Source organism: Clostridium sp. ATCC 25772 (genome assembly GCF_001573875.1).
GTDB classification, from domain to species: domain Bacteria; phylum Bacillota; class Clostridia; order Clostridiales; family Clostridiaceae; genus Clostridium_J; species Clostridium_J senegalense.
In genome coordinates, this window is sequence record NZ_LFRG01000054.1 from 1 (window position 1) to 21,438 (window position 21,438).

Annotated in this window: 16 protein-coding genes and 1 pseudogene; 13 read left to right on the forward strand and 4 right to left on the reverse strand. The window is 25.3% G+C overall.

Annotation, left to right across the window (positions count from 1 at the left end; genetic code table 11):
• Nucleotides 1-120: 120 nt before the first annotated feature.
• The 4 genes from AZI32_RS14960 to AZI32_RS14975 all read left to right on the forward strand — a co-directional run bounded on the left by AZI32_RS14960 (nucleotide 121) and on the right by AZI32_RS14975 (nucleotide 4,576).
• Entirely contained in the window at nucleotides 121-795 is a 675-nt protein-coding gene (locus AZI32_RS14960; protein ID WP_061996586.1) for a response regulator transcription factor, read from the forward strand.
• Nucleotides 792-1,817: a sensor histidine kinase gene (locus AZI32_RS14965; protein ID WP_061996587.1), complete on the forward strand. Its 1,026-nt coding sequence runs from the start codon at nucleotides 792-794 to the stop codon at nucleotides 1,815-1,817. Before AZI32_RS14960 ends, AZI32_RS14965 begins: the two co-directional genes overlap by 4 nt.
• Nucleotides 1,818-1,931: 114 nt before the next feature.
• Complete coding sequence (locus AZI32_RS14970; RefSeq protein WP_061996588.1) at nucleotides 1,932-2,684, forward strand: ABC transporter ATP-binding protein; 753 nt, start codon at nucleotides 1,932-1,934, stop codon at nucleotides 2,682-2,684.
• A complete protein-coding gene (locus AZI32_RS14975; RefSeq protein ID WP_061996589.1) occupies nucleotides 2,684-4,576 on the forward strand; it encodes an FtsX-like permease family protein in 1,893 nt (630 codons plus the stop codon). The genes AZI32_RS14970 and AZI32_RS14975 overlap by 1 nt, the downstream gene beginning before the upstream one ends.
• 49 nt (nucleotides 4,577-4,625) lie before the next feature.
• Here the strand turns inward: AZI32_RS14975 and AZI32_RS14980 are convergent, their stop codons facing one another.
• Nucleotides 4,626-5,171 (reverse strand): NADH peroxidase, encoded by a 546-nt coding sequence (locus tag AZI32_RS14980; protein WP_061996590.1) that lies wholly within the window; start codon nucleotides 5,169-5,171, stop codon nucleotides 4,626-4,628.
• A 231-nt stretch (nucleotides 5,172-5,402) separates the two neighbouring features.
• Between AZI32_RS14980 and AZI32_RS14985 the strand changes: the two genes are divergently transcribed.
• Both AZI32_RS14985 and AZI32_RS14990 read left to right on the forward strand, forming a co-directional pair.
• Nucleotides 5,403-6,911, forward strand: a complete 1,509-nt coding sequence (locus AZI32_RS14985) for a carboxypeptidase M32 (protein ID WP_061996591.1) — start codon at nucleotides 5,403-5,405, stop codon at nucleotides 6,909-6,911.
• Nucleotides 6,912-6,960: 49 nt separating this feature from the next.
• Nucleotides 6,961-8,706, forward strand: coding sequence for an ABC transporter ATP-binding protein (locus tag AZI32_RS14990; protein WP_061996592.1), 1,746 nt, complete (start codon nucleotides 6,961-6,963; stop codon nucleotides 8,704-8,706).
• Nucleotides 8,707-8,783: 77 nt separating this feature from the next.
• On the opposite strand, the pseudogene AZI32_RS14995 reads toward AZI32_RS14990, so the two are convergent.
• Nucleotides 8,784-9,395 (reverse strand): annotated as a pseudogene (locus AZI32_RS14995) (NADH peroxidase).
• Nucleotides 9,396-9,807: 412 nt separating this feature from the next.
• On the opposite strand from AZI32_RS14995, the gene AZI32_RS15000 reads away from it, so the two are divergent.
• Nucleotides 9,808-10,251, forward strand: a complete 444-nt coding sequence (locus tag AZI32_RS15000; RefSeq protein WP_061996593.1) for an ATP-binding cassette domain-containing protein — start codon at nucleotides 9,808-9,810, stop codon at nucleotides 10,249-10,251.
• Nucleotides 10,251-12,779, forward strand: coding sequence for an FtsX-like permease family protein (locus AZI32_RS15005; RefSeq protein ID WP_061996594.1), 2,529 nt, complete (start codon nucleotides 10,251-10,253; stop codon nucleotides 12,777-12,779). The genes AZI32_RS15000 and AZI32_RS15005 overlap by 1 nt, the downstream gene beginning before the upstream one ends.
• Before the next feature lie 125 nt (nucleotides 12,780-12,904).
• On the opposite strand, the gene AZI32_RS15010 is transcribed toward AZI32_RS15005, so the two are convergent.
• A complete protein-coding gene (locus tag AZI32_RS15010) occupies nucleotides 12,905-13,399 on the reverse strand; it encodes a GNAT family N-acetyltransferase (protein ID WP_061996595.1) in 495 nt (164 codons plus the stop codon).
• 288 nt (nucleotides 13,400-13,687) lie between these two features.
• Here AZI32_RS15010 and AZI32_RS15015 point away from each other — a divergent pair, with 288 nt between their 5' ends.
• The 4 genes from AZI32_RS15015 to AZI32_RS15030 all read left to right on the forward strand — a co-directional run bounded on the left by AZI32_RS15015 (nucleotide 13,688) and on the right by AZI32_RS15030 (nucleotide 19,441).
• On the forward strand, nucleotides 13,688-15,160 hold the full coding sequence (locus AZI32_RS15015; RefSeq protein WP_061996596.1) for a hypothetical protein: 1,473 nt from the start codon (nucleotides 13,688-13,690) through the stop codon (nucleotides 15,158-15,160).
• Between the two features lie 219 nt (nucleotides 15,161-15,379).
• Complete coding sequence (nuoE, locus tag AZI32_RS15020) at nucleotides 15,380-15,850, forward strand: NADH-quinone oxidoreductase subunit NuoE (protein WP_061996597.1); 471 nt, start codon at nucleotides 15,380-15,382, stop codon at nucleotides 15,848-15,850.
• A 3-nt stretch (nucleotides 15,851-15,853) separates the two neighbouring features.
• Nucleotides 15,854-17,728, forward strand: a complete 1,875-nt coding sequence (locus tag AZI32_RS15025) for an NADH-quinone oxidoreductase subunit NuoF (RefSeq protein WP_061996598.1) — start codon at nucleotides 15,854-15,856, stop codon at nucleotides 17,726-17,728.
• Between the two features lie 12 nt (nucleotides 17,729-17,740).
• Complete coding sequence (locus AZI32_RS15030; protein WP_061996599.1) at nucleotides 17,741-19,441, forward strand: NADH-dependent [FeFe] hydrogenase, group A6; 1,701 nt, start codon at nucleotides 17,741-17,743, stop codon at nucleotides 19,439-19,441.
• 111 nt (nucleotides 19,442-19,552) lie between these two features.
• On the opposite strand, the gene AZI32_RS15035 is transcribed toward AZI32_RS15030, so the two are convergent.
• Nucleotides 19,553-20,311 carry a MerR family transcriptional regulator gene (locus AZI32_RS15035; RefSeq protein ID WP_061996601.1) on the reverse strand — a complete coding sequence of 253 codons (759 nt, stop codon included), beginning with the start codon at nucleotides 20,309-20,311 and terminating at the stop codon, nucleotides 19,553-19,555.
• Nucleotides 20,312-20,676: 365 nt separating this feature from the next.
• Here AZI32_RS15035 and AZI32_RS15040 point away from each other — a divergent pair, with 365 nt between their 5' ends.
• Entirely contained in the window at nucleotides 20,677-21,342 is a 666-nt protein-coding gene (locus tag AZI32_RS15040; RefSeq protein ID WP_061996600.1) for a DUF6483 family protein, read from the forward strand.
• The last annotated feature ends 96 nt before the right edge of the window (nucleotides 21,343-21,438 follow it).

Below are 21,438 nucleotides of genomic sequence, written 5' to 3' on the forward strand. Positions count from 1 at the left end.
AAGTCATTAAAAATAGCTTAAGAATCTGTTTTTTTATTCAACTGTAAAATTATTCAAGTAAAAACGCACTATTATAGAATTAATATAAGAGTTTACAAAATAAAGGAGATAATAAAATATATGTTAGATGTTTTGTTAATTGAAGATGATAGTATATTATGCAAAGAATTAAAGATGCTTTTAGAAAAATGGGGTTATAATGTAGGGGCTATTAATGATTTTGAAAATATTTTACAGGGGTTTGTTAACATGAACCCGAAACTTATAATTATGGATATTAATTTGCCTTTTTATGATGGCTTTTATTGGTGTAAAAAAATAAGAGATATATCTAAGGTGCCTATAATATTTCTATCATCTAGAGATTCTAATATGGATTTAATGATGGGGATAAATAATGGTGGTGATGATTATATACAAAAACCTTTTTCTACGGATGTTTTAATATCTAAAATACATGCAGTTATGAGAAGAAGTTATGATTATGGTAATATAGGTAGCAATATTATATGTTGTGGAGAAATTTTTTTAGATGTGGAAAAAGGACAACTTATATGTAAGGATAACAAGCTAGATTTAACTAAAAATGAGATTAAAATACTGGCTGTTCTTATGAAAAATAAAGGGAAAATTGTACCAAGAAATAAACTTATGATTACCTTATGGGAAGATGATGAGTTTGTAAATGATAATGCTTTAACTGTAAACATTAACAGAATAAGAAATAGATTTAAAGAAATAGGTATAGAAGATTTTATAACAACTAAGAAAGGCATAGGGTATATAATTCAGTGAATATAAAAATATTTTTAAAAGAAAATTATCATGAACTAGTATTATCAATTCTTATGATAATTATTGTGAACGTATATTTAATATGTGAAGGAACTTTTTTAAAAGAGATTTTTGATATTATTTATTTAAATCTCATCATAATTTTTATATATTTTATATACTTGTATATTCAATATATAAAATGGAAAGATAAATTTTTAAAAATTTATGAGAAACTTTTAAAAGGTGAAAAAATATATGTAGATTTAATTGAAAATGATGATTTTTATGAAAAATTAATTAAAGAAACTATACGAAGTAAGGAGAATGAGGCAAACTTAAAATATGATATATTAATGGAAAAATTACTAGAAATAGATGAATATATTTGTAGATCTGTACATGAACTTAAAATACCGATAGCTACTTTAAATATGATGGTAGATAGAATGGATGATTTTAAAGTTGGAAATGAACTTAAAAATCAAATAGAAAAAATTAGGCTTTTAACAAATTCAATGTTGTATGGCAGTAGGTCTACCTGTCTTTTTGAAGACTTATTTATAAAAGAAGAGAATTTAGATAAGTTAATAAAAAAATCTATAAAAAACAATTCATTCTTTCTTATAGAAAATAATATTAATGTAGATTTAAAAAATTTAAATTATATAGTAAATACAGATAGTAAGTGGATATGTTATGTTTTAGATCAAATTATAAGCAATAGCATAAAGTATTCAAAGGATAATAGTACCATAGATTTCTATGCTATAGAAACTGAGAAAATGGTAGTTTTACATATTAAGGACAATGGTATTGGAATAGAAAAACAAGATTTAGCAAGAATCTTTAATAAAGGATTTACTGGATGCAATGGAAGAAATAAATTATATAAATCTACAGGTATGGGTCTTTATTTTTCTAAAAAAGTGTTGAATAGTTTAGGGCATGATATTCAGGTAGATTCTATAAAAAATGAATATTGTGATTTGAAAATTTACTTTCCAAAAATATCAGATTATCTTAATGTTACAAAAAAGTAATATTAACTTATGAAAAGTAATGTTAAGAGAGAGAATTCAAAGGAGAAAAGCGTTAACATATTATTAGAGAGTATGTTTAATTAATATACTTAAGATAATTTTGGAGGTATAAATATGGATGAAATATTACAAGTGAAAAATGTAAGCAAAGAATATGGTATTAGAGGGTTTAGAACAAAAGTTTTAGAAAATATTAATTTAAATGTTAAAAAAGGAGAATTTATTGCAATAATGGGTCCTTCTGGTGCAGGAAAAACAACGCTTTTAAATCTTATGTCAACTTTGGATAATCCAAGTAAAGGGGAAATATTATTAGATGGCATAAAAATAACAAAAACAAAAAATAAAGATTTATCCCAAATAAGACGTGATAAGATAGGTTTTATATTTCAAGATTATAATCTTCTTGATAATATGAGCTTAATGGATAATATAGCACTACCTTTAGCTTTAGAAAGGGTTAGTTCTTTAGAGATAGAAAAAAGAGTTTTAAAAATGGCTTCTATATTTGGTATTGAAGATCATTTGAAAAAATATCCTTGTGAACTTTCAGGAGGTCAAAAACAAAGGGGATCAGCAGCTAGAGCATTAATTAAAAATCCATCAGTAGTATTTGCTGATGAACCTACAGGAGCATTGGATTCTAGGGCTTCATCAGATTTACTTCAATGTTTAAGTGAAATAAATACTAAAGAAAAATCAACTATTATAATGGTAACACATGATCCATTAACTGCAAGTTATGCAAAAGAAATATATATGCTTAATGATGGAAAAGTAAGTTGTAGGTTAAGTAGTGATGGAAATAGAAAAAACTTCTATGGAAAAATAATAGATATGTTAGCATCTGTAGGAGGACAAGTATAATGGGGATATTTGCTATAGCTTTTAGTAATTTTAAAAATAATTTAAAAGTATATACCATGTATTTCATATCTATGGTTTTTTCTATGATTATTTTGTTTAATTTTGAAAATTTAATATATGGTGACCTTATAAAAAAATTGGATGATATGAATGCGGAATATTGTAGTGGAATAATAAGAGTAATAACTATAATTTTAATAATTTTTATGTGTTTTTATATTTGGTATTCAAGTAATACTTTTTTAATAAAGAGAAAAAAGGAAATTGGAATATATGTATTTATGGGGTTAGATTTACCGACTATAGGGAAAATGTATTTTCTAGAAAATATATTAATAGGTATATTTTCAGCTTTCATTGGAAGTGGAATGGGGATAATTTTTTCAAAGTTTTTTCAAACCATAATTTTAAAAATTTCAGACTATAATATAAAAAGTTCTTTTGAAATTAATCTTAAAGCTCTTATTATTAGTATTTTGATATTTATTATTATATTTTCTATAGTTACAGTGATGGGATTTGTTAATATTTGTATGAGTAAAATTGTAGATTTATTAAAAGCAACTAAAAAACAAGATGTTATACCGAAAATAAGTATTTTATCTTATATATTAGGGATTATATATATAAGTATCATAGGTATGGGATATTATTTATCAACTAAGGATATGTCACAAAATATATTCTATATGGTTATAAGTTTGATTTTAATTATAATTGGAACTTATGGATTTTTTAAAACTTTTGTAGTAGTATTTTTAAATTTTTTAATAAAGCGAAAATCTGTATTATATAATGGTGAAAATATAATAACAATAAATAATATAAGCTATAGATTAAGGAAAAATTATAAAGTATATGCCATAGTAACTATAATATTGGCGTCAACGATTATATCATTAGCTACAGCAGTTTCTATGAAATTAACCTATAAATCCGTAGAAGATAAATCCAATGTATATACTTTTTCATTTATATCTCAAAACAATATAAATGAAAATAGAATAAGAGATATGATAGAAAATAAAAACATAGACTATGATTTAACAGCTAATATGGTTCATATAGATAAAGGAGTAAGTAGTAATGATAGTTCTATTGGTAATGATGCTGTTATTGTTAAATATGATGAGGCTATAAAAATATTAAAAAAAGCAAAAGAAGAAACATTAGTTGAAGAACTTAAAGAAAATAACCTTAAAAATAATGAGTTTATAAAAATACAGAGAAATATACTTGGGTCAATTAAAAAATATGAAGATAATAAAATTAATATAGACAATAAAGAATATAATATTATAAGAACTTTTAATTGTAAGTTTGTAAGTTTAGATGTAATATTTTTTATAGTTGGTAATGAACAGTATGATGTATTAAAAGAAAAGGGAACTAACGTTAATTTTTATGGAGCAAAACTTAAAGATGAATCAAATGCAGAAGTTTTATATAGTAAATTAATTTCTAATATAGATAAAACTACAATAGGTTATACTTATTTAAAAACTATGAAAAGTTTAAGATGGTTAAATTTTGTTTATGGAATAGGTGGATTACTTTTTTTAGTATTTATTTTAGCAACAGGAAGTATACTATATATGAAAGTATATAATGATGCTACTGAAGATAAGGAAAAGTATGATATATTGCTTAAAATAGGTACAGAGAAAAAGCTTATAAAAAAAGCTATATCAAAGGAAGTTATTATAACATATACTATGCCTTTAATATTAGCTTCAATTCATAGCTATTTTGCAATAAAAATGTTAAGTAAAATGTTAAAACAAATAAATCTTACTGATATTTATATAATAAGTATAGTAATATCGACTATATTATTTTCATTATTATGTAGTTTATCTATAAAATCATTTAAAAAAATAATTAATATATAAACTAAAAAGTTGCATATCTATTTTTAGATAAGCAACTTTTTTAAAAGAATTATTTGTTAAAATATCTATTTAGTAAGCCATTAAAAGCAGCGCCATGTCTAGCTTCATCTTTACACATTTCATGAACAGTATCATGTATTGCATCTAAGTTTAATTTTTTAGCAAGAGTAGCTAAATCTTTTTTGCCTTGACAAGCACCGTGTTCAGCATCAATTCTAGCTTGTAAATTAGTTTTAGTATCGGCTACAACAACTTCACCTAAAATTTCTGCAAATTTAGCAGCGTGCTCAGCTTCTTCAAATGCGATTCGTCTATAAGCTTCAGCAACTTCAGGATAACCTTCTCTATCAGCTTGACGACTCATAGCAAGATACATTCCAACTTCAGTACATTCACCTATAAAGTTAGCTCTTAAACCTTCTACAACCTCAGGATCTATATCTTTAGCAATTCCAATTCTATGCTCATCAGCGAAAGATAAACTATCGCTTTTTTCTACAAATTTATCAGCACCTACTCCACAAACAGGGCAAACCTCTGGTGCGCTATCTCCCTCATGAATATATCCACATACTGTACAAACAAATTTTTTCATAAATAACATCCTCCTAAATTTTAACAATAATATTAATAAAATTTTTATTTATATATTTTAATATTTTTAATGTCCTTCTCTATATTTTTATTATACAATATAAAATAATAATTGTCAACGGATAATTATTATTAATTATAAAATAAATATAAAGTTTATTTTATATATGTATAATGATATAATTAAGTATACAAAATTTAGAATATTTAGAAAATATTTAGGAGGACCTTTATGAAGAAATACTATGAAAAACAATTAAATGAAATTGAAAGTATAGTTGAAAAAATTAATTATTTTAGTTATATTAGTGGATTAGCTTACTGGGATATGGCTGTTAATATGCCAAAAGAAGCAGGAAAATCTAGAGGAGAGACTTTAGGATTTTTATCATCAGAATTGTACAAGTTAATTACTAATGATAGAACTTATAATTTATTATGTGAACTTGAAGATATTTCTGATTTAACTTTAGAAGAGGCAGCAATGATTAAAAATTTGAAAGAAGAAAGCGATAAAACTAAAAAAATACCAGAAGATATCTATAAAAATTTTTCCATAGATGCAGCTAAATCAGAAATAGCATGGCAAGATGCAAAATCTAAAAATGACTTTTCTATTTTTATGCCACATCTTGAAAAAATGGTTGATTATAAAAGAAAATTTGCAAATTTCTATGGTTATGAAAAACATCCATATGATGCATTATTAAATGAATATGAGATGGGAATGACTGTTGAAAAATTAGATAAAGTATTTGCATCGTTAAGAGATGAAATAGTAAATATTTTATCAAAGGTTAAAGAGTCTAAAGTTAATATAAATGAAAATATATTAAAAGGAAAATTTAGCATAGAAAAACAAAAAGAACTTGAGAAATATGTGTTAGATTTAATTGGATATGATTATAAGAATAAAGGTAGAATAGATAGTTCAGAACATCCATTTACAACTAACTTTGGAAACAAAGATGTAAGAATAACTAACCATTATCATGATGATAACTTTTATAGTGCAATGTACAGTGCTATACATGAAGGTGGACATGCTATTTATGAACAACAAATTAGCGATGATTTAGAAAAGTATGGACTTCAAGGTGGAGTATCAATGGGCATACATGAATCTCAATCACGATTTTATGAAAACATAATAGGAAAGAGTAAAGAATTTTTAAGATTAGTTTATCCAAAGGTCCAAGAACTTTTTGAAGAATTTAAAAGTGTATCCTTTGAAGATTTTTATAAAGTATGTAATATAGCTTGCCCATCATTAATAAGAACAGAAGCAGACGAATTAACTTATAGCCTTCATGTAATTATAAGATATGAAATAGAGAAAGAACTTATAAAAGGAGATATTGAGGTTAAAGATTTAAAAAATATTTGGAATAATAAATATGAGGAATATTTAGGAGTTAGACCACAAAATGATAGTGAGGGAATACTTCAAGATCTACACTGGTCTGATGGTGAGTTTGGATACTTCCCAAGCTATGCTTTAGGTAATATTTATGGTGCACAATTCTTAAATGCAGCATTAAAAGATATGCCAAACCTTTATAATGAAATAGAAAAAGGAAATTTAAATGGTATAAAGGTATGGTTAAAAGAAAATATACATCAATATGGTAAGCTTTATAAACCAGCAGAGTTGCTTAAAAAAGTAACTGGTGAAGAATTAGATAGTAAATACTTTGTAGAATATTTAAGAAATAAATTCAAAGATGTATATGAGTTTTAATTAATTTTTAAAATTAACCTTAGTTTCTCCAAGTCAATTGGGGGAATATATGAAAAATAAAAAAACAAGAAATAATTATTTAAATATGTTAAAACTTTGTAGTGAATTTAAAATTAGAGCAATATTTTTATCAATAGCATTAATAGGAACTAGTTTTTTATCATCTTATCCTATTAAGTATATAGAAAAAATTATTAATATTTGTAGTAGTAGTAAAAATGATAATATGGAAGTGTTTATAAAAGGTGGTTTAATATATCTTATACTTCAGATTTTAAATGTTATATTTAGAGCTTTATTTGAATATTTCAATGCAGATTTAGAATCAAAATTAGGTCATAAAATAAGGATAATGTTATTTGAAAAGCTTGAAAAAATGCCTTTTAAGTTTTATGAAAGTAATAATAAAAGTGAAATTATAATGCGTTTAGTACAAGATAGTAGCGTAACTGTTGATGGTATTTTACAACCACTAACTTTTATTATAAAAAACATTCTTACCTTTGCCTTAGGGTTTATTTATATGTATTCAATAGATAAGACTTTAACCTTAATTATGATTCCAATAGGGCTTATTATTTCAATATTTGTTTTAAAAACTGGCCCTAAAATATCAAAGCTTTCTTATGATGAAAGAGAATCAAATTCTAAACTTTGGAATGGATTTTCAGAGGCTTTAAATGGAATAAGAGAAATAAAAGTTAACTGTCAAGAGAAAAGAATACTAAAGGATGTAGAAAGAAGCAGTGATAATACAAGAAAAGTTATAATGAATTTGAAAAAGTATACTATAAAGGTTGGAAATATAAATAGTGCTATAGTTATGAGTATTATTGCTCTTATTATGATTTTAGGTGGATACAAAGTTATACAGGGGACTCTCTCTATAGGTGGGCTTACAGCTATTATGATGTACAATGGATTACTTATAGATCCAATTGTTGACTTCTTTAATCTTTTTCAACAAATGCAAAAGGTTTTTGTAAGTTGTGATAAGATATTTTTAGTTTTAAATCATAGTGAAGAACCAATAAATTTAAAAACTTTAAAAGATAGTTTTAATGAGAATATAAAAATTGATAGACTATACTTTAAATATATAAATGATGATAGTGGATTTTATAATTTAAACAGTATATCCCTTCAAATTAATAAAGGTGATAAAGTTGCGCTAGTAGGGTATAGTGGTAGTGGAAAAAGTACTTTGTGCAAAATATTAGTAAAACTTTACGATGATTTTGAAGGAAATGCAAGTATAGATGGAATTTCTTTAAAAGATATAAACAATGAAAATATAAGAAATATAATAGGAATAGTTTTTCAAGATACGTTCTTATTTTCAGGTACATTAGAGGATAACTTAAAATTTGCAAAACCTAATGTTTCAGAAGAAGAACTTAAAAATGCGCTTGAGATGTCAGGAGTTAGTTTATTTTTAGAAAATTTACCTAATGGATTAAATACTATAATTGGAGAAAATGGTTTTAACCTTTCTGGTGGAGAAAAGCAAAGAGTTTCTATATGTAGAACTATTTTAAAAAATCCACAAATAATAATATTAGATGAGAGCACTTCTGCATTAGATGCAATAACTACTTCTATAGTTATGAAAAACTTGCTTGAACTGTTTAAATATAAAACTGTAATCTTTACAGCGCATAAGCTTAGTAACATAGCTAATGTATGTAATAAAATTTATGTATTTGACAAGGGAAGTATAGTAGAGTATGGAGATCATGATAAGCTTATTAAGAAGGATGGATTATATAAAAAGATGTATAATGCATATGAATAAGTATAAAACATTATATTAAATATAATTAAGTAAAAATGGTATCACAATCATGATACCATTTTTAGGTGAGAAATTTATTATTTATTGAAGTATCTATTTAATAAGCCATTAAAAGCGGCTCCGTGTCTAGCTTCATCTTTACACATCTCATGAACAGTATCATGTATTGCATCTAAGTTTAATTTTTTAGCAAGAGTAGCTAAATCTTTTTTGCCTTGACAAGCACCGTGCTCAGCATCAACTCTAGCCTGTAAGTTAGCTTTAGTATCAGCTACAACAACTTCACCTAAAATTTCTGCAAATTTAGCAGCATGTTCAGCTTCTTCAAAAGCGATTCGTCTGTAAGCTTCAGCAACTTCAGGGTAACCTTCTCTATCAGCTTGACGGCTCATAGCAATATACATTCCAACTTCAGTACATTCACCTATAAAGTTAGCTCTTAAGTTATAAAAGATGCAAGATTAGATATGGAAATAGCTAATACATTCACCTATAAAGTTAGCTCTTAAGCCTTCTACAACCTCAGGATCTATATCTTTAACAATTCCAATTCTATGCTCATCAGCGAAAGATAAGCTATCACTTTTTTCTACAAATTTATCAGCGCCTACTCCGCAAACAGGACAAACTTCTGGTGCGCTATCTCCCTCATGAATATATCCACATACTGTACAAACAAATTTTTTCATAAATAACATCCTCCTTAAAATTACCATACAAAATAGTATAATCAATATTTACATAATATATAACAGTTTTATTATAGAGTTTCCAATTTATATCTAAAAATTATTGGATTTGAAATTTGGATACTCAAAATAGTGAAACATGCTCAAATATATTTAGAATTTAATATTAAATTTTGTATAAAAACAGTTTAAATTTATTGAGCTTGTTTTATATAATTTTAATTTCATTTATCTTATGTGTTTATTATAAAACATAAAATATTAATTGTCAACAAATAATTATTATTAATTATATTTTCAGGATTAATATGTAAATCTTAGATAATACTAAGGATCTAAGTTGAATAAACATTATTTTTAATTTACAATATAAGTATATTATAGGAAAAATATACTTATAGGGGATGAGTTTTTGGAACTTTTAAAAACTGAATATTTAACTAAAAGTTATGGGTTTAAGGAAATGGAAATTAAAGCTTTAAAACCTATGGATTGTATTCCTATACTTTCTATAGAAGAAAATATTAAATTACCAATTTTAATGGACGAAAAAAAAGTTGATGAAGATTATTTTAATGAAATAATGGAAACTTTAGGACTTACCGATAGAAAAAGACATCTTGCTGGAGAAGTATCAGGAGGACAACAACAAAGAGCATCAATAGCACGTGCATTAATTCCAAAGCCTTCAATAATATTTGCCGATGAACCTACTGGAAACTTAGATAGCAAAAATAGTAAAGAAGTAATGGATTTACTTGCAATGTCAATTATGATAACACATGATCTTAAAATAGCAGATAGAATAATAACTATATCTGATGGTGAGATAAGTGGTGATAGGAGGACTCGTTAATGAAAAGTTTTTGGGGGCTTATTCCACGTAATATACTTAAATATAAAAAGAGAACTGTTCTTATGGGAGTGAGTATTGTCTTAGCTATTGCACTTATAACTTCTTTAAGTTTAGTAAGTGATGGAATGATTAAAAATAATTTTAAGAATGCTATAAAAGATGGTGGCGGAAATTATGATATAAGACTGTATAGTAATGATTACTCTAATATTAAGCAAACTAGAACTGATGAGTTATTTAATAAGGTCACAATAGTAAGTGATGTAGGAATGTATAATATCCCTAATTCTAAATATAAAATAGATATAAAAGCTTATGATGATAATTCAAAGGATATTTTAAACTTTAATCTTATAAAGGGTGAATATCCTAAAAATGAGAATGAAGTAGCACTTGAAGATTGGATTTTAGAAAAACTTCCTAAAAAATATAATATAGGAGATAAAATTAAATTTGAATATGAAGTTAATTATTTAAATGGTAGAACATTAAAAAGTGAAAAAATTGAAAAAGAATTTATTTTATCAGGTATATTTAGTTTTGATATATTAGGAAAAGACACAAGCAAAATAGGTAAAGCTTATGTTAATGAAGAATATTTTTTGAAAAATTTAAAAAGATATAATTTACAAAAGGTATCATATGTAAGTTTAAAAGATAAATATACTATAGATGATGCACTAATTATCTTAGGATTAACAACATCATATAAAGATATTATGTATGAACCTAATTATAGTAAAGTGGATATGATAAAAACTATAAGTTTATTGAATAAAATTTTTAATATATTGTTTATATTTATAGCAATAGTAGCAGGTATAGTTATTTATAATATTTTTAATATAATGGTTACAGAAAGAACAAAAGAATTTGGCATTTTTAGAGCCTTAGGATCTTCTCCACAGCAAATTAAATCCTTAGTAGTTTTGGAAAGTATATTTATAGGAATTATATTTATACCTATAGGAATGATTATAGGATCTACTTTTTCTAAGATTTTTATAAATGAAATATATAGTATAAAAAATATATTGTACATTCCACTTAAAGGTATAAAAGTAGATTTAATAATTGGATTTTTAACAATAATATTAGGTGCATATTTTCCAGCAAGAAAGGCAGCAAAAATATCTCCAATGGAAGCAATTTCATCTAATAATAACTTAAGTCTTAAAGGACATAAGTTAAAAGCTTCCCTTCAATCTGAAAAGGATAAATCTATAAGAAAAAATTTCTCATTTGAAATGAATATGGCGTATTTAAATATTATAAGAAATAAAAAAAGATTTATAACTACAGTTATTTCTTTGAACATTATAATTATAATGTTATTTTCAGCCAATTTCTTAATAGATACTATGAATCCTATTACTCTATTTAAAAGAAATTTTAAATACGACTTTGTTTTAAGTTCATTTGAAATAGAAAAACCTACAAATGGAATAGATGATAATATAATAAATAGTCTTTCTGAAATTGAAGGTATAAAAGAAATTAATAAAAGTAAAGATATATCTTCACACTTAAAAGTGTCCAAAGATGCTGTTACTACTAAAGGATTTAAATATTTAAAATCCCAGTGTAATAATAATGAATTAGAATTAAAAAAATTAGAAGAAGGCAATTACAGTTTTCCAACATATCCAATATCATATGATGATAAAGAATTAGAAAATCTTACTTCAATAATAGAAAGTAAAAAAATAGATATAAAGGATATGAAAGAAAATCCTTCAATTGTTATAGCTCAAAATGTAAATGGGAATAAATATACAATAATTGAAGAAGGAGATCTAGTAGATTTAAATATAGCTAAATATAATAATAATGGTGAATTAATAGGGGAAGATAGTAAAACTTTTGAAGTAGCAGCTACAGTAAAAGGTAAATTCTTAAGTAACAAAGAGGGAAATAAGGATATAGTACCTATAATGAGTAATAAGTGTTTTGAAAAGTTTTTAAATATACCTAATTATTCAAAGGTCTGCATAAAGATTGATAATAAGGCGGATTATGAAAAAATAAAGAATGATATAAAATTAGTAATAAAGGATTATAAAGATATAGTATTAAAAGATTATAAAAGTGAATTAGAGCTAAATAAAAAGATGAGTAAGAATTTAATTATAACTTTATATGGCTTTATAGGCATTATTTCTTTAGTTAGTATAATTAACCTTATAAACGTTATGAATATGAGTATTCTTTTAAGGAAAAAGGATATAAGTATGTTAAGGGCAATTGGATTTAGTAATAAACAAGTCAGAAATATGATACTTTCAGAAGGGTTTTTCTATGGGATTTTTTCTGGGGGATTAGGATGTGCTTTAGGTACAATAATAAGTTTTTTTATATATTTATTAACAAAATCAAATATAGGGTATCAAATATATTGGAAATTTCCTTTAATTAATATTCTTGTAGTTTTGGTATCTACAATTATTATATGTATAACTGCATCATTGATACCAGCAAGAAATTTATTTAAAGAAAGCATAGTAGACTCAATAAAAAGTATAGAATAATATTTTAAAAGACAGGTTTTAAAAGCCTGTCTTTTTCAATTTCACATATATAACTTATTTAGAAAAATACTTATTTTATAATTCTTGAAAACAAATAATATTTATTCTTAAACATATACAAAGAGTTATAATCGTTTTACAAACATTTCTGCCAAAGAACCATCGTTTATTTTATATATTTTTAGTGAGTTGAATCCATACTTTACTAAGAGTTTTTTGGATGCTACATTACTAGGATCTGTTATTGCTATGACTCGCTTAATGTTTTTTCTTTGCCTAGCCATATCTATTAAATTACCTACAATTTTAGTACCATATTCTTTACCCCAATACTGAGGAAGCAACATATATTCAATTTCTAATTCACTAGAACTATCATTTGCATTTATTCCAGCTATTCCAATAAAAATATTTGAATTTGTATCAAAAACCTTAAAATATCCTAAATATTGACTTTTGAGGTTTATTCCCAACATACAATCAAATAATTGTTTTGCTTCTCTAAGTGTAAACACTCTACCATAGTTCATTACCATTGCTTTTTCGTTTGAAACTAACTTCCAATAATCTAAAAAGTCTTTTTCAGAAAGATATTTTTTAAAATAAATATTATCATTCATATTTCAACATCCTTACATATTGATATAATAATAAGGTTAAAATCCTTACTTTGGTAATTAAAAACTTGAAATTTAAATTATATTTATTATGAATAAAGTTTTAATATATAATCTTATATTAAAATTATAACATGAAATGGATAAGTAAAGTGTATAAAAGTGTTATTATAAATTTATTATTGATACAATATAGGAAAAGGTAAATGATGAGAATTTAGATATAAAAGAATACTTCTTATAAAGTATATTATTAAGTTAATAAAATTAACAAAAAGGTATGGTGATGTAATGGGGAAAGAAATTATAAAAAAATTGAGTATATCATTAGTAACAAATCCAATACTTATAATTATATATTGGGCATTTTTTTATGAATTAGCTTTATTGTGTAAGTTCGGAAGGATGAATCATAATATATTAATTTTATCAATTTGTGTTCTATTATTTATAGTTATAATCATATTTACTACAATTATAACTATAAAAAAGATAGAGAAAGAAGAAATAAAGAGTAAAAAATCATCTTATATGAATATATGGATATGTATTTCTATTGTTATGTTTGTTGGAATAACATCAGTTTATGGATTAAGAATTTATAATAGTGCTGTAAATTATGGTGATAAACTTTCATTAGTTATATACGATTTAAAAAACAAAAGGTCAATAAAATTCGAAAGCGATAATATATATGTAAATGGAGTTGAAGGTATTTTTAATGATATTGGTAAAAAATACGATTTGCCAGATAAATTGTATATATTAGATAACTTTAAACTTAATTTTAATAAAGAAGGAAAGATTACATCTTTTGAAACTTTTGTTTATGGAAAAGATTCAAAAGAAAAAGAGAAAACTTATCTAATTTATTATGATAATAAGAAATCAGATAAAATTACAGTAATTTCAAATAACAATACGAATGCTAATTATAATGATGATAAACTATTAAAGCCATTAATAAGTACAATTAAAGCTATTTCAATAGAAGATACAGTAAGTACTTGGAATGAAAGTGACTATGGAATAGTTTATTATGGAAAAAGAAATTGGGGATTTAATACAGAGGGAATAGTTAATATTGATGAACAAGGTAATAAATCATATATAGATATTAGCTCTGAAATAATAGGATACACTGTATCATTGTTTGTACCTGAAAACGAAGATAAATATACTCCTATTAGATACAACTTAAAATGTGAAGAAGCATGGAGTAAATCAACAATTCCTCCTAAAAAAGATGATGAGGAGGATAGTTTGCAAAATTCAAATAATGATGATGAAGAATTTTATTTAACAAAAGAGATTGGATATCGTTTAAATATTGAAGATGCTGCAGCAGGAAGCAGATTTTATTCATTAAATAATACTGTTGATGGTGGACAAACGTGGAAAGTAATAAATGAAGATCCATTCTTGTGTAAAACCGGTGTTGCGTCAGGAATAATTTTTATAAATGATAAACTTGGGTTTTTATGTTTATCTCATAGTGGTGGATCAAATGGAGAATTATATCGTACCGAAGATGGAGGCTTATCTTATAGAAAAGTAGAATTTCCAATAAAAGAAGTAAAATTAGATAATAATATAATTATAAATCCTTTTGACTTTCCAACTATTCCTTATGAGGAAAATGATGTTTTAAATATGTTGGTTGGACAAGGTCAGGATGGAGATTATAATGGGGATAGTCAGGCTTTGTATCAATCTAAAGATAATGGTGCAACTTGGAAATATGTAAAAGAACTACACAAATAAGAGTTAAAAATGATAGTTATTAAGAAAATGCTTATAGTTTAAAATAAGCATTTTTATTTTTGTCAAATTAAAAGTAAAAAGAATTTATTGTAGAAAAAAGTATTATAAAAATTGTTTTCTTTTTATAGAATAAGCAATAAAATAATATTATTAAATTTAATTTTCAAAATATTGTTTAAAATCAACATAAAGCAAATATGCTAATAGGAGTTGTATACGATGGAAGGATGTAAAAACAAGTTAATCAACCTAGAGGATTTTATATTAAAACAAAATGATAAAGAAAGTGCATTAATTTCAGTATTACATTATGCACAAAATCAGTTTGGATATATAAATAAGGATGTGCAAAGATTTATTGCAGAAAAATTAGAAATACCTGAGTCTAAAGTATATGGAGTTGTTAGTTTTTATTCTTATTTTACAACAGAGCCTAAAGGTAAAAATATAATAAATGTATGTACAGGAACAGCTTGTTTTGTAAGAGGGTCAGGAGATGTATTAAATCAGTTTAAAAAAGAATTAAATATTCATGAGGGAGAAACTACTAAAGATAATTTATTTACATTGGATACATTAAGATGCATTGGAGCATGTGGTTTAGCTCCTGTAGTTACAATAAATAATAAAATTTATGGAAAAGTAAAGCCTGAAGATGTAAAAAATATATTGAAAGAATATAGGGAGTAGACTATGAAGAAAATAAAAAATTATAAAGAATTGATACAGTTAAATAATCAGTATAATAATTTAATTAAATTTAGGAACGCAGATAAAAATTCAAGTGACAAAATTGAGATATTAGTATGTGGTGGAACTGGGTGCAAGGCATCAAATTCAGATAAAATAATTGAAAATTTAGAAAAAGAAATAGAATATAATAATTTAAATGATAAAGTTAAAGTTATAAAAACAGGATGTTTTGGATTTTGTGCACAAGGACCTATTATTAAAATAACTCCACAAAACATTTTTTATATTAAGGTATCAGAGGAGGATGCTAAAGAGATTATAAAAAGTCATATTATAGATGGAGTTATTGTAGAAAGGTTATTATATGAAAATCCATCAACTAAAGAAAAGATAGCTAAAATGGAGGATATACCATTTTACAAAAAACAAAGGAGAATAGCTCTAAAAAATTGTGGAACTATAGATCCAGAAAATATATTAGAAGCTATAGCTGCTAATGAGTACTTAGCTTTAGGAAAAGTACTTACAGAAATGACTGAAGATAAAGTTATTGATATAGTCACAAAATCAGGATTAAGAGGTAGAGGTGGTGGTGGCTTTCCTACAGGGAAAAAGTGGGAGGCTACTAGAAAATCTAAAAATAACATAAAATATGTAATTTGTAATGCAGATGAAGGTGATCCAGGAGCTTTTATGGACAGGTCTATATTAGAAGGCGATCCTCATTGCATTTTAGAAGCTATGGCTATTTGTGGATATGCTATAGGAGCTTCAAAGGGATATATCTATATTAGAGCAGAATATCCCCTAGCAATAAATAGGTTGCAAATAGCTATTGGTCAAGCAAAAGAATATGGTCTTTTAGGAAAAAATATTTTAGGAACTGGATTTGACTTTGATATAGAAATAAGATATGGTGCAGGTGCTTTTGTTTGTGGAGAAGCAACTGCGTTAATTCATTCTATAGAAGGTAGTAGAGGTGAGCCAACAATGAAACCACCTAGAACTTCTGAAAGTGGTTTATGGAAAAATCCTACTTGTGTAAATAATGTAGAAACCTTTGCTAATATAAATAAAATAATAATTAATGGTTCTAAGTGGTATTCATCAATTGGTACATTAAAAAGTACAGGAACTAAGGTTTTTGCATTAGCAGGAAAAATTAAAAATGTTGGATTGGTTGAAGTTCCTATGGGATTAACTATAAGGGAATTAATATATGATATTGGAGGAGGAATTAAAGATAATAAAAAGTTTAAAGGAGTTCAAACTGGAGGTCCTTCTGGAGGATGTATACCAGCTAAGTATTTAGATTTACCTATTGAATATGATACTTTAACAGAAATTGGTTCAATGATGGGTTCCGGTGGATTTATTGTAATGGACGAAGATAATTGTATGGTTGATATAGCTAAATTTTATTTAGAATTTACTGTAGAGGAGTCTTGTGGTAAATGCACCCCTTGTAGAATAGGAAATAGAAGGTTGTTAGAACTTCTTAATAAAATAATTGAAGGAAAAGGTGAAGAAGAAGATATTGACAACTTAAAAAATTTATCTGATGTTATAAAATCTGCATCTTTATGTGGTCTTGGTGAGTCAGCACCAAACCCAGTATTAAGTACCTTGAATTTTTTTGCAGAAGAATATAAGGAGCATATATATGATAAAAAATGTAGAAGTGGACAGTGTAAGAATCTAATTGATTACAAGATTACAGATAAGTGTATTGGATGCACAAAATGCTCAAGAGTATGTCCTCAATCCTGTATTAGTGGTAAACCAAAAGTTAAACATGAAATAGATACAACAAAATGCATTAAGTGTGGAGCTTGTATAGATATTTGTCCTATTAAAGCCATTATAAAGGGTTAGGGGAGTGAGTTTATGATTAATTTGAAAATAAATAATATAGAGGTAAGTATAGAAAATGGTAAGACAATTTTAGATGCTTGTAAAAAAGCAAATATTAAAGTTCCAACTTTATGTAACATGAAAATGATTGATAATACATCACAAAATTGTAAGGGCACATGTAGGGTGTGTATGGTTGAATTAAAAGAAAAAGGCAAATTAGTGCCTGCATGTTCAGAATTAGTAAGAGATGGAATGGATATTACAACTAATAGTACAAAAGTTTTAAAAGTGAGAAAAACAATAGTAGAGTTATTATTATCAAATCATCCTAATGAATGTTTGGTTTGTAATAGAAATGAGAATTGTGAATTAAGAAAATTAGCTGAGGAATTAGGAATAAGTAAAAATCCATATAAAGGCAAGAAAAGTGAATATAAAATAGATTGTAATTCTCCAGCATTAATAAGAGATATGAATAAATGTGTATTGTGTAGAAGGTGTGTTACAGCTTGTGATAAAGTACAAAATATTAACATATTAACACCTATAAATAGAGGGTTTAACACAAAAATAGGAACATTTTTTGATAATCCCATAAATGAAACAAAATGTACTTATTGTGGCCAATGTGTAGCAGTATGTCCAACAGGTGCTTTAACTGAGGTTATGGATTATGAAAAAATACCTAGAGTTGTAGAAGATAAAGAAAAATTTGTTGTAGCTCAAATAGCACCTGCAGTAAGAGTAGCATTATGTGAAGAATTTGGAGTTAGCAGTGATATTATAACAACAGGTAAAATAGTTGCTGCACTTAAAATGTTGAATTTTAACAAAGTTTTTGATACAAATTTTTCTGCTGACTTAACAATAATGGAAGAAGCTAAAGAATTTATAAATAGATTTAAAGAAAAAAACAAACTACCATTAATAACAAGTTGTTGTCCAGCATGGATTAGATTTGCAGAAATGAATTATAAAGATAATTTAAAATATATATCATCCTGTAAATCTCCACAACAAATGTTTGGTGCTATTGCAAAAAGTTATTTAGTAGATAAATATGAAATAAAAAAAGAGAATATGGTAGTGGTATCTATAATGCCATGTATAGCAAAAAAATATGAAGCAAAAAGAAAAGAATTAAAAGGTGATGTGGATATTGTAATTACCACAAGAGAATTAGCAAAGTTAATTAGAGAAAGTTCAATTGACATAATAAACCTTAAAGAAGAAGAATTTGATAATCCATTAGGTGTATCAACTGGAGCAGGTATGTTATTTGGGACAAGTGGGGGAGTTATGGAAGCCGCTTTAAGAACTGCTTATGAATGGAGTTGTAATAAAACATTAAATGAACTTGATTTTAAAGATGTAAGAGGACTTGATGGAATTAAAGAAGCTACTATAGAATTGGATAGTAATAAAATAGAGGTAGCAGTGATTAGTTCATTAAAAAATGCTAAAAAAATTATGGAAGAAGTAAAGAGTGGTACATGTAAATATGACTTTATAGAAATTATGGCATGCCCAGGAGGATGCATTGATGGTGGTGGACAACCATATATTAAATCTTGTAAAGAAAAATTAGAAAAACGTATGAAGATGGTGTATGAAAAGGATAAGACAAGTAAGATAAGAAAATCTCATGAAAATCCAATTATAAAGGAACTTTATAAAGAATTTTTAAATGAAGATAATATAAAACAGCTATTGCATGTAACATATAATTAATAATGGTATAAATTCATGTAAAAACAGCTATTGCTTTACTAATATTTAACTAGTTTTGCAATAGCTATTTTTTATATAGTCTCAATCATAGGAAAAAGAATTAAATTTTATTTACTTATTATTTTCACAGTAAATTTTTATTGCTTCATTTATAAAATTTGATAGACCGCTTTTGTGCTTATCTATATTTTCAGTAAAACGAGTATCATTCACATACATTTCACCTAATGATTGAAAGATTTCTATAGTGCAATTATAAAAACTGTTTGTTATATGATTTCTCCAGTTTTCAATTTCAGTTTGAACCTCTATATCACTAGGAGATTTATCCATAAGATTAGCAAGATTTTTAAAGATTATATCACCTTTTTCCATTACATTTTGCCAATCATTTTTTTCATATTTTGAAGCTTTTTTCTTATATTCTTTATAAGCATCAGTATGGCTGTATTTAGCTTCTACTTCTTTTTTATATTTATTTTTATAATGTTCTATTTCAGTTGTATCAAAAGCTTTAAACTTTTCGTTATTACTCATATTATCTACTCCTTTTTCTAATGTATTATCAATTATTTTTATTAAATTTTCTAATCTTGTTTTTCTCTCTGTAAGAATTTTTCTGTGATTTTCAAGAGCTACATTTTTATTAAATTTAGGACTTGAAAGTATTTCTTTTATTTCTTCAAGAGAAAAATCAAGTTCTCTAAAAAACATTATTTGTTGTAATTTTTCAAGATCATTATCATTGTAAAGTCTATATCCGGCGTCACTTTTACTACTAGGATTTAAAAGATTTATCTTATCATAGTGATGAAGCATACGTATGGTAACACCAGTGATTGACTGAACTTCTTTTACTTTGTACAAAATAATCATTCCTTTTAAATTTTTTATAGAAAATATATTTTCATTACAAAACTAATGTTAAACCATAACAACGTGTTAGAGTCAAGAGTTTTATAAAAATAAATTTTAAAATTATTCATTCCAAAACTTGGATACCTAAAATAGTGAGACATGCTCCGAATAACTTCAAATTCAACACTGCATCTTGTATGAAAAAATTTTAAGATTGTTGAATAAATTTAAATTGCAGCTTGTTTCCCTATAATATTAAAGTAATATTTGATATAGATTAGCTTTAAAGCTTGTAAATCTCTGTATGAAAGGAGTAAAATATAAATATATTTAAGGTTTAATAATATATATTTTAAAAATATGAGAGGAGAATTTTTATGGCCTTAAAAAATGATTATATATTAAAAGTAGTTGAAAGAATGACAGAACTTATAAAAAAGGTGGAATTTTTAAAAAAAGAAAATAAAAGCGAAGAGGCAATAGATGAAATAAATAAGGCATGTAAAGAAATATTCGGATTTGATCTTGATAAGGTAGAAAGAATGTCTTACGACAGTATTATAGAATTATTACTATTAAATAAATCTACTTTTGATATTAGATGTGAGGTAGTTGCGGAACTTTTAAGTGTAAAAGGATATATTTATTTAAGTAGTAATAATGGCAATGAAGGATATGATTGTTTTGTTAAAAGCTTAAATTTATACTTATATCTAGTAAATAATGATTGTGAAATGAATATTTTCAATGGAAATGAAAAAGTAGATGTTATAGTTTCAAAACTTTCTCAATATGAACTTCCCATAGAAACAGAAAAAATGGTTTTAAAGTATTATTTAAAAAAAGGTAAATATTCAAATGGTGAAGATTTATTATTTTCAATGATTAAAAAGGAAAAAAGTGAAGAAATATTTAGTTTAGGTTATGAGTTTTATGATACATTAAAGAAAAAAAGTAGTGAAGAGCTAGAACTTGGAAATTTTTCTTTAGAAGAAGTGGATTTTGGATTGGAAGATTTAAATCAGCTAAAGAAGAAAAACTAAATGTAAATAGAAACATTTTATTAGGACGTGTCTGAAAACAAAATATCTAAAACTTATTTAGATAAAACAAAAATAGCAGCAATATAAACAAATGCG

What these genes read in the sequence shown, in the direction of transcription:
- AZI32_RS14960 (WP_061996586.1), top strand. Translation starts at nt 121, where the DNA reads ATGTTAGATGTTTTGTTAATTGAAGATGATAGTATATTATGCAAAGAA.
- AZI32_RS14970 (WP_061996588.1), top strand. Translation starts at nt 1,932, where the DNA reads ATGGATGAAATATTACAAGTGAAAAATGTAAGCAAAGAATATGGTATT.
- AZI32_RS14975 (WP_061996589.1), top strand. Translation starts at nt 2,684, where the DNA reads ATGGGGATATTTGCTATAGCTTTTAGTAATTTTAAAAATAATTTAAAA.
- AZI32_RS14980 (WP_061996590.1), bottom strand. Translation starts at nt 5,171, where the DNA reads ATGAAAAAATTTGTTTGTACAGTATGTGGATATATTCATGAGGGAGAT.
- AZI32_RS14985 (WP_061996591.1), top strand. Translation starts at nt 5,403, where the DNA reads ATGAAGAAATACTATGAAAAACAATTAAATGAAATTGAAAGTATAGTT.
- AZI32_RS14990 (WP_061996592.1), top strand. Translation starts at nt 6,961, where the DNA reads ATGAAAAATAAAAAAACAAGAAATAATTATTTAAATATGTTAAAACTT.
- AZI32_RS15005 (WP_061996594.1), top strand. Translation starts at nt 10,251, where the DNA reads ATGAAAAGTTTTTGGGGGCTTATTCCACGTAATATACTTAAATATAAA.
- AZI32_RS15010 (WP_061996595.1), bottom strand. Translation starts at nt 13,399, where the DNA reads ATGAATGATAATATTTATTTTAAAAAATATCTTTCTGAAAAAGACTTT.
- AZI32_RS15015 (WP_061996596.1), top strand. Translation starts at nt 13,688, where the DNA reads ATGGGGAAAGAAATTATAAAAAAATTGAGTATATCATTAGTAACAAAT.
- nuoE (WP_061996597.1), top strand. Translation starts at nt 15,380, where the DNA reads ATGGAAGGATGTAAAAACAAGTTAATCAACCTAGAGGATTTTATATTA.
- AZI32_RS15025 (WP_061996598.1), top strand. Translation starts at nt 15,854, where the DNA reads ATGAAGAAAATAAAAAATTATAAAGAATTGATACAGTTAAATAATCAG.
- AZI32_RS15030 (WP_061996599.1), top strand. Translation starts at nt 17,741, where the DNA reads ATGATTAATTTGAAAATAAATAATATAGAGGTAAGTATAGAAAATGGT.
- AZI32_RS15040 (WP_061996600.1), top strand. Translation starts at nt 20,677, where the DNA reads ATGGCCTTAAAAAATGATTATATATTAAAAGTAGTTGAAAGAATGACA.